Annotated in this window: 11 protein-coding genes; 10 read left to right on the forward strand and 1 reads right to left on the reverse strand. The window is 51.9% G+C overall.

Going from position 1 to position 14,227, the window contains the following annotated elements; genetic code table 11:
• Positions 1 to 11: 11 nt before the first annotated feature.
• The 10 genes from L6H98_RS12825 (at position 12) to L6H98_RS12870 (ending at position 12,860) form a co-directional block, all read left to right on the forward strand.
• Positions 12 to 1,835, forward strand: a complete 1,824-nt coding sequence (locus tag L6H98_RS12825; protein WP_236415577.1) for a histidine kinase — start codon at positions 12 to 14, stop codon at positions 1,833 to 1,835.
• On the forward strand, positions 1,825 to 3,363 hold the full coding sequence (locus L6H98_RS12830; RefSeq protein WP_236415578.1) for a response regulator: 1,539 nt from the start codon (positions 1,825 to 1,827) through the stop codon (positions 3,361 to 3,363). Before L6H98_RS12825 ends, L6H98_RS12830 begins: the two co-directional genes overlap by 11 nt.
• A 118-nt stretch (positions 3,364 to 3,481) precedes the next feature.
• Positions 3,482 to 5,161, forward strand: coding sequence for an ABC transporter substrate-binding protein (locus L6H98_RS12835; RefSeq protein ID WP_236415580.1), 1,680 nt, complete (start codon positions 3,482 to 3,484; stop codon positions 5,159 to 5,161).
• A 144-nt stretch (positions 5,162 to 5,305) separates the two neighbouring features.
• Positions 5,306 to 6,271, forward strand: coding sequence for an ABC transporter permease subunit (locus tag L6H98_RS12840; RefSeq protein ID WP_236415582.1), 966 nt, complete (start codon positions 5,306 to 5,308; stop codon positions 6,269 to 6,271).
• A 110-nt stretch (positions 6,272 to 6,381) separates the two neighbouring features.
• Entirely contained in the window at positions 6,382 to 7,221 is an 840-nt protein-coding gene (locus L6H98_RS12845; protein ID WP_236415831.1) for a carbohydrate ABC transporter permease, read from the forward strand.
• Positions 7,221 to 8,777, forward strand: a complete 1,557-nt coding sequence (locus L6H98_RS12850) for a glycoside hydrolase family 43 protein (RefSeq protein WP_236415584.1) — start codon at positions 7,221 to 7,223, stop codon at positions 8,775 to 8,777. Before L6H98_RS12845 ends, L6H98_RS12850 begins: the two co-directional genes overlap by 1 nt.
• A 63-nt stretch (positions 8,778 to 8,840) precedes the next feature.
• Positions 8,841 to 9,866 carry an endo-1,4-beta-xylanase gene (locus L6H98_RS12855; protein WP_236415585.1) on the forward strand — a complete coding sequence of 342 codons (1,026 nt, stop codon included), beginning with the start codon at positions 8,841 to 8,843 and terminating at the stop codon, positions 9,864 to 9,866.
• A gap of 88 nt (positions 9,867 to 9,954) precedes the next feature.
• Positions 9,955 to 10,941: a glycoside hydrolase family 43 protein gene (locus L6H98_RS12860; protein WP_236415586.1), complete on the forward strand. Its 987-nt coding sequence runs from the start codon at positions 9,955 to 9,957 to the stop codon at positions 10,939 to 10,941.
• A gap of 269 nt (positions 10,942 to 11,210) precedes the next feature.
• Complete coding sequence (locus L6H98_RS12865; protein ID WP_236415587.1) at positions 11,211 to 11,558, forward strand: hypothetical protein; 348 nt, start codon at positions 11,211 to 11,213, stop codon at positions 11,556 to 11,558.
• A 279-nt stretch (positions 11,559 to 11,837) separates the two neighbouring features.
• Positions 11,838 to 12,860: a formylglycine-generating enzyme family protein gene (locus L6H98_RS12870; RefSeq protein ID WP_236415589.1), complete on the forward strand. Its 1,023-nt coding sequence runs from the start codon at positions 11,838 to 11,840 to the stop codon at positions 12,858 to 12,860.
• 161 nt (positions 12,861 to 13,021) lie between these two features.
• On the opposite strand, the gene L6H98_RS12875 is transcribed toward L6H98_RS12870, so the two are convergent.
• Positions 13,022 to 14,209 (reverse strand): ROK family protein, encoded by a 1,188-nt coding sequence (locus L6H98_RS12875; RefSeq protein WP_236415592.1) that lies wholly within the window; start codon positions 14,207 to 14,209, stop codon positions 13,022 to 13,024.
• Positions 14,210 to 14,227: the final 18 nt, after the last annotated feature.

The following is a 14,227-nucleotide window of genomic DNA, read 5'->3' on the forward strand; positions in this document are numbered from 1 at the left end:
CGATAGCAAATATGTTTAAAAAATTCCGATGGCGCGGCATCGTGAACGATATTCCTCTGAACTACAAGTTTATGCTGATCTACATTATCGGGATTTTGCTTCCCATCATCGCGAGCAATTATTTGTTCATGGATCGCATGACCGGTCTGATCAAGGAGCGCGAGGAACAGAATTTGCAAATATCGCTGGAGCGGGCCAGAAAGGACATTCATACGATGATTGACGGCGGCATCGCCGTCAGTCACGCCTTGATTACGGACAAGCTGTTGTCCGAATCGATGGATCGGGAGTACAACGGCCAGCTGGATTTCTACACCACGTTCGATGAGCAGCTCCGCCACCGGGTGACCTCGTATATTCCCGTGAACAACCAAATTCAGCGAATTGGCATCTACACGGACAATCCAACGATCGTGCCTGGCGGGGATTATTACTATCTGGACGATACGATGCGCGCCAGTACTTGGTTCAGGCAGTGGAAAGCGGCAGGAGAATCGCTGAGAGTGATCGCTTACCGCGATCAGGCTGCGAATGATCGGGCGGCGATCGCTTCGTATTTTAGCGTAATTGAAAAAATGGACTATTACAACGCGGACAATTCTTATCAAAAGCTGGTCCGCATTGACTTTTACCTTAATCGTTTCTACGACGTTATTGCCAGAGAAAAAAGCTCGTTGGATCTGTATCTGGTCAACGCCCAGAATCAAATCATCGTGTCGACGGATGACAAGTATCAGGGCGAGGTGGATAGCGACTACGCCTTGTTCGATATGAGCAAGACGGCAGACAAGGACCTACATATCGTTACGATTGGCACCGCCAGCTATGTGAAAGGCTGGAAGCTGATCGGCGTGCCCCAGGAAACACGCGTCAAACAAGCGATGCTGTCCATGCAGCTTTATTTCGGCATGCTCGCCGGCATCATTACACTGATTACGTCGGTTTTCATCTATGTCATGCTGCGGTCCTACAATTATCGGGTGAAGCGTCTGTCCAGACATATGCAAAAGGTGGGCAACGAGAAATTCGATCTGATCAACATTGATGGCGGAAAAGACGAGATCGGCCATCTGATCCGCAATTTCAATATGATGACCGCTCAGATCCATTCCTTGATCAACAATGTGTACAAACTTGAAATTCAGCAGCGAAGCCAGGAAGCCGAACGCATTCGTGCCGAGCTGAATTTGCTGCAAAGCCAGATGAATCCTCACTTTTTATTTAATACGCTGAATGCGCTGCTTGTCGTTAGCACCAAAAACAATTATGTAGATGTCAAGGATATCATCAAGGACCTCTCCAAACTGCTGCGCCGCCTGCTGAACTGGAAGGATGACCTGGTAACGCTGGAGGAGGAGATGAGTTTTACGGTCATGTACCTGGGGATCGAAAAGTTCCGTTTCCGGGACAAGTTTGAATATTACATTGACATCAGCGATGAAGCGAGGCATTATAAAATACCAAAAATGAGCATCCAGCAATTGGCAGAGAATGCTTGCAAGCATGGCATACAGGCTATTGAGGGTTTTGGCTATGTGAAGATCCGAGCCGAAATCGCAAGCGAGCGCCTGCGCATCGTTGTATCCGATAATGGCAAGGGCATGAACAAGGAGCGGCTGCAAGAGGTTCTGTACCACATGCGGAGCAAGGAGGAGAGCGGGGGCAGCAATATCGGCCTGCGCAACGTCTATCGTCGTCTTGAATTGTATTACGACGATAAGGTGAATTTCAGCCTGGTGAGCAGAATGGGCGAGGGGACCGAGGTGTCCTTTGAAATTCCGTTGCACCTGCTGGAGCATCAGGGTGGAGAAGGAGGCAAGGACATTGGCATTTAAAGTACTGCTGATCGATGATGAGCCTTGGGCGCTGGAGGGCTTGCAGCTGTGTATCCCTTGGGAAAGCCTTGGGTTTGAGGTGTGTGCCTTGTGTGGAAACGGGGCGGAAGGGTTGGAACGGATGGAAGAGCTGAAGCCGGATCTGGTCATGGTCGATATTCATATGCCGGTCATGGACGGGTTGGAGATGATCGAGGAATGGCGGCGCAGAGGCAACTGGTCAACCAAGTTTATTATTTTGACGGGATACAGCGATTTCGGGTATGCGCGAAAAGCGCTGAAATTCAGAGTTTCCCGGTATCTGCTCAAACCGCTGGATGAGGAACAGGCAGAGTCCGAGGTGCGCGCGATAGGTCAAGAGCTGATCAAGGAGCAGGAGCAGCTTTATATCGGACAGGTCGCGCAGAGAGAGCAGGAGATTTTGGCGATTAAGGAGGCGCTGACGGGTACAGCGCTATCCACAGAAGCTGCTCGATTCATGGAATCCCTGTCCCGGTCCGCCGATGTCTGGAATGTATGCCTGGTTCAGGTGTCCGGAGAGGATTATAGCCGATGGAACAGCATTGCAGCAGAGTTTCTGCACGGGTGGAACGCCATCTATATGATCCGCTTGCGCAACGATCTGGTTTCCATTGTGTTCGGAGATGCTGCCCACTCCTCCCAAGGATCGGGAGAAAGCGTAAGGAAGCGATTGGAGGCACTGGCTCGCCATCTGGCGGGCTTTCGTGCCTTTATGGCGATTGGCGCAGCCGAATCCTCGCTGACGCGCATCGGCCATTCGCGAATCACGGCCGAGGAAGCGCTGCTGCACGCCTTTTATGAAGCGGAGAGAAACGAAGTATTGGAATATGACGCGCTCAAGGAGCATGTTTTTCAAAGGCATTACGACCAGGTGGAGCTGCTGGATCGCATGCTGGGAACGTTTCATCTCATTGACCATGCGGCCTATCGGGCCGTTGTGGATCATATGAATCAATCCTTCCGTCAGACGCGGGTTCACCCGGATGAGGCCCGAAAATTCGTCATCTACCTTCTTCATGAAATTCGCGCGTATATGGGGGAACAAATGGAAAAGGATTCAGGCCCTTCGAATCGTCTGTTCGAGATCCCCAATCTGGATGAAGTCCTGTTGACCTTTGATGACTTGATCGGCATGCTGCATTCATGCGGACGAGTCTGCTTTGAATTGCTGCTGAAGGAGAATGCGGCCGAGGCCCAGGGCATTGTGCAGGATATCAATGACTATATCCATACGCATTTTCGCGAAGGATTGACCATTAAGCTGCTGGCGGAACGTTTCTTTCTGCACCCGGCTTATCTGGGGCAATTATTGATACGGAAAAACGGAATCGGCTTCAACGAGCTGCTCCATAATCTGCGCATTGAGGAAGCTTGCCGGCTGCTTCAGACGAATCTGTACAAAAACAGCGAGGTGGCAGAAAGGGTTGGATACGCCAGCTACAATCATTTTTTGAAACAATTTGAGAAGCGTCTTGAGATGTCCCCCAACGAATACAAGAAAACCTGAGCTTTTCTCGGAAAGAGCTATAATTCGAATATAGTTTCCAGACAGCTGTAAATTTATAATGAAATCATTCACATGAAAGGGCTTTCACAAAAGCAAGATCAAATTTTGGAGGTGCTTTATGGGGGACAGCAAGAAAAAGTTTTTCCGCATGGGGGCAACACTGCTGCTATCACTTAGCGTTGCACTGGCCGGCTGCTCAGGCGGCGGTGCAAATGAACCAGGCAGCGGCGAGGCAAGCAGCGGCAGCGAGGTTGGACCTGACAATCCGATCGAAATCTCGGTATTTCTGAACGAGGCCGGACAGCAGCCAACCGCAGACAACAAAATCTACAAGAAAATGAAGGAAGAGCTTGGCGTTACGTTCAAATTCGAATTTTTGGCCGGCGACAAAAACCAAAAGCTCGGCGTCATGATTGCCGGAGGAGATTATCCGGATCTGATCTCAGCGGATACCAAGCTGACTGCAGCCGGTTCGGTCATTCCGCTCGAAGACCTGATCGAGGAGCATGCGCCTAATCTGAAGAAGCATTATGAAAAGTACTGGAACCAGATGAAGGACCCTAACGACGGGCACATCTATTACCTGCCCAACTACGGGGCTTACAACGGCGAGGTAGCGGATACTTATTACAGTGGACCTGCCTTCTGGATTCAGAAAGCCGTGTTGAAAGAATTCGGTTACCCGACGCTGAAGACACTGGACGAATACTTTGAGTTGATCGCGAAATACAAGGAGAAATATCCAACCATCGACGGCAAGCCGACCATCGGCTTCGAGGTATTGAACTATGACTGGAAAAACTGGGGCCTTTTGAACCCGCCACAGCATTTGATCGGTCATCCGAATGATGGCGGCGTCGTTGTAAACGATGGCAAGGCAGAGATTTTTGCGGACAAGGATTACGCCAAAACGTACTATGAGAAGCTTAATGAAATTAACGCACAAGGCTTGCTCGACAAGGAAGCGTTTGCGCAAAACTACGATCAGTACATGGCTAAATTGTCCAGCGGCACAGTACTCGGCATGTTCGACCAGCACTGGAACTTCGGCAGCGCTGAAGATTCTTTGGTAACACAAGGCAAAATCGAACGCACGTATGTCGGCTTCCCGCTCGTGTACGATAGCAGCACGAAGGACTACTACCGCGACCGTGCAGCGCTCAACTTGAACAACGGTTTCGGTATTACCGTAAGCGCTAAAGATCCTGTAAAAATTATTAAAGTGCTCGACAAGTTGATGGAAGAAGAATGGCAGAAAACGCTCACTTGGGGCATTGAGGGCGAGGACTACTACGTCAACGACGAAGGACGCTTCATGAAAACGCAGGAACAACGCGACAACGCTGCGGATGCTGCATGGAAGCTGGCTAACAAAGCGGACGCCTACTATGCCACCGCACCGAAGCTGGAAGGTTATTTCAGCGATGGCAACGCCACTTCGGCAAGCAATCAGCCCGAAGAATATCAATCCAGCCTGAAACCGTTTGATAAGGAAGTTCTGGATGCATATGGATTCAACAGCTACGTGGATTTCTTCAGCGATCCGCCGGAAAATCCAATCTACTACCCGGCCTGGTCCGTCGATCTGGTTGAAGGTTCTCCAGCCAAGATTGCCAATACCAAGCTGAACGAATTGTCGACCAAATATTTGCCGAAAGCGATTCTGGCCAACCCATCGGAATTCGGCAGTGTCTGGAACGAATACGTTTCCGAAATTCAAAAGCTGGATATCAAGGCTTACGAAAGCCGGATCAATGAAGTATTGCAGTGGAGAATCGATAACTGGTCCGTGAAATAAGACAACGGTCATCAGGAAGGGAGGCAGCTTTCCTTCCTTCCTGTTTTTGCAAAAACGCGTATTGCTGGACGCAGTCTGTCATCTTGGAAAAACGTCGCTTGACGTTTTCTTTTCAATACAAAGCTGGATAGGGAGCTTGATATTATGGAGGAAATCGTAGTGGGCAACAAGCCGCTCGGCCCGAAGAAAAAACCGAAAATCCGACGGCTGACCTGGCAGAACATCAAAGCGCAGAGACAGCTGATCTGGATGTCTGTTCCTCTGCTTGCGTATATCGTTACCTTTGCTTACGTCCCTGTCTGGGGCTGGACCATGGCTTTTCAGGATTATAAGCCTGCAAGAAGCTTCTCACAGCAAACCTGGGTAGGATTCAAGCATTTTCAATTTTTATTCACGGATGACAACTTTTTGCGAGTGCTTCGCAATACGCTGGCGATGAGTGTGATCAACCTCATATTAGGCTTTGTAACCGCGATTATTCTGGCCCTGCTGCTCAATGAGATCAAAAAGGTCATGTGGAAGCGGACGGTGCAGACGATTTCGTATCTGCCCCACTTTTTATCGTGGATTATCGTTACCGGCATCGTGGCGACCTCGCTCGCTTCCGACGGCATCGTTAATGATATTTTAATGAAATTGCACCTCATCAATGAACCCATTCTCTGGCTGACGGAAGGAAAGTATTTCTGGGGAGTCGTTGCGGGTTCCCATGTCTGGAAGGAAGTCGGCTGGAACACGATTATTTATTTGGCGGCTATGGCCTCTATTGATCCGGCGCTGTATGAAGCCTCCGACATTGATGGAGCCAATCGGTACCAAAAAATGTGGAACATCACCCTGCCGGGAATCAAGCCAACCATTGTCATCCTGCTGATTATGTCGATCGGACATATTTTGGAAGCAGGCTTTGAGGTTCAATATTTGCTGGGCAACGGACTTGTTGTTGACTGGTCGGAAACGATTGATATCTTTGTGCTCAAATACGGGATTGCCCAGGGCAACTATTCGCTAGCTACTGCCGGCGGGATATTCAAAACCGTAGTCAGCATTACCATGTTGCTCATCGCGAATTGGACCGCCAAGCGGCTTGGGGAAGAGAGGCTGTTATAATCATGAAAAAAACTACATTGTCCGGTTCAGGGAATACGGCACTTTCCGTACGCCGCCCGGGTGGCAGGGGCATTGAACCGATTCTGTTCAACACCTTCAATACCATCTTTATGATTTTGCTGGTCATTGTCACGTTGTACCCGTTTCTGAACACGATTGTCGTTTCGTTCAATGCAGGGAATGACACCATCCGGGGTGGATTGTACTTATGGCCTCGCGAGTTCACGATGCAGAACTACAAAGCCGTGTTTGCATCAGGCACGATTTATAATGCGTTCATGGTTTCCGTGGCGCGTACGGTGCTTTCCACCGTGCTCAATATATTCCTGACCACCATGCTGGCCTATACGCTGAGCCGCCGGGAATATATTTTCCGCAAGCTGATCACGACCGTGTTTGTACTGACGATGTATTTCAACGCAGGGCTCATTCCGGGGTATTTCCTGATGAAGGACCTGCATTTGATCAATTCGTTCTGGGTGTATGTCATCCCGTCGCTGGTCAGCGCGTTTAACTTGATCGTCATCCGTACTTATATCTATACCATCCCCGAAAGCCTGATCGAATCAGCCAAAATAGACGGGGCCGGAGATTTCAGGATTTTCTGGAAAGTCATCTTTCCGCTGTGCAAACCCGTTTTGGCAACGATTGCGCTCTTCGTCGCGGTAGGGGCATGGAACTCCTGGTTCGATGCTTTTCTGTATACGTCCTCCCGTCAAGAGCTGAGCACGCTGCAATATGAATTGATGAAGCTGTTATCCTCCAGCATGAACGCCAACAGCAACCCTTCGGTAGCCAACGGCGTTGGGGTGGAGCATTCGACACAGGTAACGCCGATTTCAATCCGGGCCGCGATTACCATTGTTGCTTCGGTACCGATCCTGCTCGTATATCCGTTCATGCAAAAATACTTTGTCGTTGGACTTAACGTAGGGAGTGTGAAGGAATAATGCCACAGCTTCAATCGCATACGATCCGTTATGCCAATCCGATCCTGCCTGGATTTTATCCGGATCCGAGCATCGTGAAGGCGGAGGATTATTTTTACCTTGTTTGCAGTTCGTTCGAATATTTTCCCGGAGTACCGATTTTTCGGAGCCGGGATCTGATTCATTGGGAGCAGATCGGCAATGTACTGGACCGGATCAGCCAGCTTGATTTGACCGGGCAGAAAAGCTCGGACGGCATTTACGCTCCTGCGCTGCGTTACCACGCAGGCACGTTCTATATGATTACGACAGATGTGAGAGGCATCGGCAACTTCTACGTGACGGCAACCAACCCTGCCGGACCGTGGTCCGATCCGATTCGCATTCCGTATGGCGGAATTGACCCATCGCTGTTTTTTGACGATGACGGCAAAGTGTATGTTACGGCCCAGCAAGGCGCGGATTACGACTCTCACGCCATTCAGTATGAGATCGACATTGCGACGGGAGAGGCGCTCTCCGAACCGCAAGTCGTATGGCATGGAGACGGCGGTCCATGGACCGAAGGGCCGCATTTGTACAAAATCAACGGCATGTATTATATGATGTCCGCTTCGGGCGGAACGGCCAAGGAGCACCGCGAAATCATCGGCAGAAGCGATAAACCTTACGGTCCGTTCGAACGCTATCCAGAGCCCATCCTGACCCATCGCCATCTGGATCATCCAATCCAGTATTTGGGCCATGCCGATCTGGTGGAGGATCACCACGGCGACTGGTGGGCCGTATTTCTCGGCGTGCGGTTGACGGAGGAAGGATATAGCGTGCTGGGACGGGAAACGTTCCTCGCACCGGTCGTTTGGAATGACGGTTGGCCGCACATTGACAACAATGAAGGAATAGTGAGCCTGGATATGACGGTTCAGCGCCAGCCCGTGACGGCCCCTTCTTTGTTGGAGGAAAATGGAGCCATCGTTGTCGGCCGGGACGAATTCGATGGAGAACTTGGACCGCAATGGATGTTTGTACGCAATCCGACAGAGGGAGCATGCTCGCTTGCAGAAAAACCGGGTTTCCTGACGTTGTATGGTCAGGCGGCGGGTCTCGGCGACGTTGGCCAGCTCACGTTTGTCGGCCGGAGGCAGCAGCATCTGCATGCCAGCTTTACGGCATGTATGTCATTCGTGCCGGTCGCCGACGGGGAAGAAGCGGGGTTGTGCATCCGCCGGGATGAGGACGCGCACTACGAGCTTGGCATAAGACGGTTGGAAGACCGCAATGTGCTCTTTGCCCGTCTGACGGTGCGCGGAGAGTCGCACACGGTTCATGAAAGCGAAACGCAAGCGGAGCAGCTATGGCTCCGGATCGAATCGTCAGAAAAGGAATACAGGCTGGCTTGTTCCGAGGACGGGGAAAACTGGAGGGGTTTGGGGTCGGGTTCGGCGCGTGCCATCTCTCCGGAGGATTTTGTCCATAAAATGTGCTTCACCGGAGCGGTGATCGGGCTATACGCTACGGGCAACGGCCGGGCAAGCAGCACTCCTGCCCGTTTCGACTGGTTTGAGTATTCGATCTGACCTGCCGCCAACACAGGCTGCAAGCTTCAGCCCAAGAGGAACAGGGCAATAACGAGGAGGGAAATGATGGTTTCGTTTCGAACAGAGGCCCCACTGAAGGAATTGTACAAGGACGCTTTCCATATCGGAGCAGCAGTGAATCCGGGCACGATCGAACGCCAGCGTTCACTGCTTGCATATCACTTCAACAGCCTGACGGCGGAAAATGAAATGAAATTCTCCAGCGTGCATCCAAAGGAGGAACTGTATACATTCGAGGATGCGGATATCATCGCGGCCTTTGCCCGGGAGCATGGGATGGCGCTGCGCGGCCATACGCTGGTCTGGCATAACCAGACTCCCGAATGGCTGTTCGAGAACAAAGCTGGCGGGCTGGTGGAACGTGCTGTATTGCTGGAGCGATTGCGCGCACACATTCAAACCGTCGTTGGCAGATATAAGGACGTTATCTATGGTTGGGATGTCGTGAACGAGGTTATTTCGGATGATGCGAACGACGAAAATGCATTCCTGCGGCCTTCCAAATGGTTGGATATCGCGGGAGAGGACTTTATTGCCAAAGCGTTCGAATTCGCCCATGAAGCAGACCCGCAGGCGCTTTTGTTCTATAACGATTATAACGAGTCCAATCCGCACAAGCGGGAGCGCATTTATCGGCTCGTCCGTTCGCTGCTGGATCAAGGCGTGCCGATTCATGGCGTCGGCCTGCAGGCGCATTGGAATCTGTATGATCCGAGCCTGGACGATATGCGCGCCGCGATTGAGCGATATGCGCAGCTTGGCCTGCAGCTTCAGCTTACCGAACTGGATGTCTCGGTATTCCGCTTTGACGACAGGCGCACGGATCTGGTTCATCCTACGGAGGAGATGCTGGAGTTGCAGGCCGAGCGATACGAATCCATTTTCCGCCTGCTTTACGAATATAAGGAACATATCAGCGCCGTGACATTCTGGGGGGCAGCCGACGATTACACCTGGCTTGACGATTTCCCTGTCCGAGGGCGGAAAAACTGGCCTTTCCTGTTCGACGAGTCGCATCGTCCGAAGGAAGCCTATCAGCGTGTTGCGCAAATCGCCGCGCCCAAGTGAAGCTAGACGGATCACCCGTCATCGTTGAACCCGTCGCCGCGTCCAGAAGCTGGGCGCGGTTGCATATCTTTTGGAAGGAGCCATTTGCATGTCCGAATTGCCTAAACCGCATCAACCTTTAGTAACCCATATCTTTACTGCCGATCCGTCGGCGCATGTGTTCGAGGATCGCATCTATATCTATCCCTCCCATGATCTCGACCATGATGGTCCAGTGAATGACAACGGGGACCAGTACAAGATGGAGGATTATCATGTGCTGTCCATGACGGACATGGATTCACCCGTGACGGATCATGGCGAGGCGCTGCATGTGAAGGATGTCCCTTGGGCATCCAGCCAGATGTGGGCACCGGATGCCGCGTTCAGAAACGGCACTTATTATTTGTTTTTCCCTGCGCGGGACCATGATGGCATTTTCCGCATCGGTGTGGCTACATCGTCGTCTCCGGCAGGCCCGTTCAAGCCGGAGGAGCAGTACATTCAAGGCAGCTTCAGCATTGACCCCGCTGTGTTCGTCGACGAGGACGATCAGGCCTACATGTTCTTTGGCGGGCTATGGGGCGGACAGTTGGAGAAATGGCAGACAGGAAGCTACGTGGAACATGCGGAAGGTCCTGCCCCGGATGCTCCCGCCCTCGGACCAAGAGTGGCCAAACTGAGCGATGATATGCTATCGCTGGCTTCGGAGGCGCAGGAGATCGTCATCGTGGATCAGGAAGGCAAACCGCTGACCGCAGGCAACGAGGATTGCCGATATTTTGAAGGACCATGGATGCACAAGTACAATGGCAAATATTATTTGTCCTATTCTACAGGAACGACGCACAAACTGGTGTACGCCATCGGCGACAGCCCGGTGGGGCCGTTTACATTCCAAGGCACCATTTTGCCGCCCGTCATAGGCTGGACAACGCATCATTCCATTGTACAATTCCGGGAAAAGTGGTATCTGTTCTATCACGATTGCTCCCTTTCCGGCGGCGTCGACTACAAGCGCTGCGTGAAATTTGCCGAGTTGGCGTACAATCCGGATGGCACCATTCGCATGATTAACCCTTATCCCGAGAAGTAATGCGGGTGGAGAAGTTTTGTCGGCTTGGACGACATCGACAGTAACCTCTTGCCGATGTACTTTTCGCAGAGAACATTCTTGTCACGAATACGTGGCAAGAATGTTTTTTTTGCATGACATGTGGCTGACCATCTTACTTTAATCATGAAGCGGCGCACCACATGCATCCGGGCATGCATCCTCACAAGGGCATCAGCGGACAATCTTCAGGATGCAAGTCCTAATCTTCGCCTCTTTGCATATGAATTAAGCTATAAGGAGGCGGGACCATGGAACAAAAGGTTACGGAGTATTTCGAATTGAAACGGCAGCAAAAGGAGATTGAGCAGCGCTTGGCCGTACTGCGCGACGAAATCGTCGCATACTGCGAAGGGCAAGGAGTGTACGAGACGTGCATTGGGGGATTTTCCATCAAAACGGTGCTGCAGCACCGCAAGGAATACGATGACAACAAGCTGTATGCGTCTCTTGCCGATCCTGAGCTGTGGAGGCTCGCGTCCAGGGCGGATGGAAACAAGATCAAAAGCTTGATCAAGCTGGGCGTGCTGACTGAAGAAAGGCTTCGCTATGCCGTCACCGAGAAGCAGGTTATCGTGCTGCAGGTAGACAAGTTATAAAAGGAGGACGCAGGTTCCAACAGGGGCAAGCCGCTTCCAAGCTGCTGTACCCAAACCAAAATTGAAGATGACGATTCAGGCGGCATCTTTTGGTATCCCCCTACATTCGGGTGGAACCGGAAGATGTCTTTGTCGTGATCGGAAGATGGTACTGCACTCGCAGTGCCTTGTGTGATTGCTTAATGGGGTTTATATAGTTGCAGCCCAACACTTTCTTCCAAAATGAAATTAAGATGATATAATTAAATAAAGCAAAGACCATCGAAGGGGGTACGTTTTATGGATCACAACGAACGGGACGGTAACCAGGCCTCTTGCTGCACGCCGGGACGCGGAAAAACGGCGGTCAACATCAAGCCGGGGAAGCGTATTACCCTAAAACAGGCTTGCTGTCAGGAAAGCGACACAGAGAATGCACCTGCAGCGGAGCGCCCAGGCATGATTCGGTTGGAGGGTGGAACGTTCCGTATGGGAACGGACAGCACGGAAGGTTTCGAACAGGACGGAGAGGGACCGGCCAGGGGAGTCACGCTCTCATCGTTTTACATCGATCGTTATGCCGTGACGAATGCGCAGTTTGCCGATTTTGTCCAAGATACCAACTATGTCACGGAAGCCGAGCGGTTCGGCAACTCCTTTGTGTTTCATTTATTGCTACCGTCGGAACAAAGGCAGAACAGAGCCACGATGGTCATGCAGACGCCGTGGTGGCACATCGTGGAGGGTGCGGATTGGAAACATCCCGAAGGAAAGGGTTCCCATGTGGAAGATCGCATGAACCATCCCGTCGTTCATGTATCATGGAACGATGCGCTGGCTTATTGCAAATGGGCCGGAAAACGTCTGCCGACAGAGGCGGAGTGGGAATATGCTGCGCGCGGCGGTTTGGATCAGGCGAGGTATCCGTGGGGAGACGAGTTGACGCCGGACGGCAAACATATGTGCAACATTTGGCAAGGAAAGTTTCCGATCAGCAATGATGCCGAGGATGGATATGTCGGCACCGCGCCGGTAGATGCGTTTGAGCCAAACGGGTTTGGATTGTATAATGTGGCAGGCAATGTGTGGGAATGGTGTGCGGACGAGTTCGATCCGCATTATCATCGCCAATCGTCCAACATCAATCCGCTCGGCGTGAGCCGCGGAAATGCGCGATCCATGCGTGGAGGCTCGTACCTATGCCATGACTCCTATTGCAACCGGTACAGGGTCGCGGCACGCAACAAAAATACGCCTGACAGCTCCTCAGGCAATACCGGATTCCGCTGCGCTGCGGACGCGGATGATGAACAACGCGGCTGAGGCTTCCAGAAGCTAATGCAAGCACCCGTATAGGGTGCTTTTTTGGTCACGCCGATTGTCGTTTTCAGGCTGTGGCATACGAAAACAAACCTCTGTTCTCGCGGTTCGCGATCGTTCAGAGGTTTGTTTTTTGGCATGTGTTTGGCACGATTTGCAGATGGTCATCCATCCCATTCCTGCAAAATCATCAGCGCCGCGCCGGTGACCACGCCTTCGTCCCGCAGCTCCCCTTGAGAGAAGACCGGATCGTACTCGGGATAATGATAGATGTTTTTGCGGGCAATCTGAATGGCCGTCTCGTAGACCAGCGGATGCGCGTTGACGAGAGCTCCACCCAAAATGACGTATTCCGGATGAACCGTATTGATCAGGTTGGCCAGCCCGATGCCCAGATAAGAGGCGGTTTCCGTAAAAAGCTCCTTGACCAAAGCGTCGTTCTGTTCAAGCGCTTCAGCCAATGCCGCGAAATGGATTTGCTCCGGCGGCAGTCCGGACAGGACGCTTTCCCGGCCGATTTTGAGCTGAGCGCTTACCCGCTCCTCCAGCGACGGGACGGAGACGTAGGCTTCCAGGGCGCCGTAGTTGCCTTTGTCCCGCAGCCTTTTGCCGCCCGTCTGAATAATCATCTGTCCGATGGCCCCTTCGGTATCCGCCGCACCGCGCAGGATTTTGCCGCCGGACATGATGGCCGAGCGGATACTGACCCCCGAGTGCACATATAACATGTGTTCACAGGTATCGTCTCGCAGCGCCCAATGCTCCGCAAGCAAAGCCGTGTTGGCCCCATTGTCCAGCCGTGCCTTAATATGAAGCTGTTCCTCCAGCATACGGCAGATCGGCACGTTGTTCCACGCTTCGGACGGGAAAAAGTCCGGCTGCAGGATAATGCCTTGCTTCGGATCCAGAGGTCCGACAGCACCTATGCCGAGCCCGAGCACCTGCTCTGCGGCAATCTGATGTTTCTCCAGCATCGCTTGCGTTTCTTGGACTACCAGTTCCACGAAGCGCTCCGGCGTTAAATCACGATCCATTTTCCAGCGAGAGAGGGCCAGTGGTTGGAGGTGAAGGTCATATAACCCCAGCGAAGAGCTTATTCGCGATATATCCAGCCCAAGCAAATAGCCGTAGGATGGGTTGGTTTGGAACAGAATCGGCTTGCGTCCTCCGGTGGAGCTGCCCAATCCGGAAACGACGATCTTTTTTTGGCCCAGCATATCTTCCAAAATGCGTGTCATGCTGCTGCTCGTAATCGTGAAATATTCCAGCAGATCGGCTTTGGAGACGGTGCCAAGGTAAGCGATCCGATCGTAAATCTGTTTATGAATTGAAGAATGGGAACGTTTAAGCATCAGTATACGGCTCCATTT

The sequence above is a fragment of the Paenibacillus sp. JJ-223 genome, assembly GCF_927798175.1.
GTDB classification, from domain to species: domain Bacteria; phylum Bacillota; class Bacilli; order Paenibacillales; family Paenibacillaceae; genus Paenibacillus; species Paenibacillus hubeiensis.

Excerpts from the sequence above, each read along its gene's own strand:
- L6H98_RS12825 (WP_236415577.1), top strand. The coding sequence starts at position 12 with ATGTTTAAAAAATTCCGATGGCGCGGCATCGTGAACGATATTCCTCTG.
- L6H98_RS12835 (WP_236415580.1), top strand. The coding sequence starts at position 3,482 with ATGGGGGACAGCAAGAAAAAGTTTTTCCGCATGGGGGCAACACTGCTG.
- L6H98_RS12840 (WP_236415582.1), top strand. The coding sequence starts at position 5,306 with ATGGAGGAAATCGTAGTGGGCAACAAGCCGCTCGGCCCGAAGAAAAAA.
- L6H98_RS12845 (WP_236415831.1), top strand. The coding sequence starts at position 6,382 with ATGATTTTGCTGGTCATTGTCACGTTGTACCCGTTTCTGAACACGATT.
- L6H98_RS12850 (WP_236415584.1), top strand. The coding sequence starts at position 7,221 with ATGCCACAGCTTCAATCGCATACGATCCGTTATGCCAATCCGATCCTG.
- L6H98_RS12855 (WP_236415585.1), top strand. The coding sequence starts at position 8,841 with ATGATGGTTTCGTTTCGAACAGAGGCCCCACTGAAGGAATTGTACAAG.
- L6H98_RS12860 (WP_236415586.1), top strand. The coding sequence starts at position 9,955 with ATGTCCGAATTGCCTAAACCGCATCAACCTTTAGTAACCCATATCTTT.
- L6H98_RS12865 (WP_236415587.1), top strand. The coding sequence starts at position 11,211 with ATGGAACAAAAGGTTACGGAGTATTTCGAATTGAAACGGCAGCAAAAG.
- L6H98_RS12870 (WP_236415589.1), top strand. The coding sequence starts at position 11,838 with ATGGATCACAACGAACGGGACGGTAACCAGGCCTCTTGCTGCACGCCG.
- L6H98_RS12875 (WP_236415592.1), bottom strand. The coding sequence starts at position 14,209 with ATGCTTAAACGTTCCCATTCTTCAATTCATAAACAGATTTACGATCGG.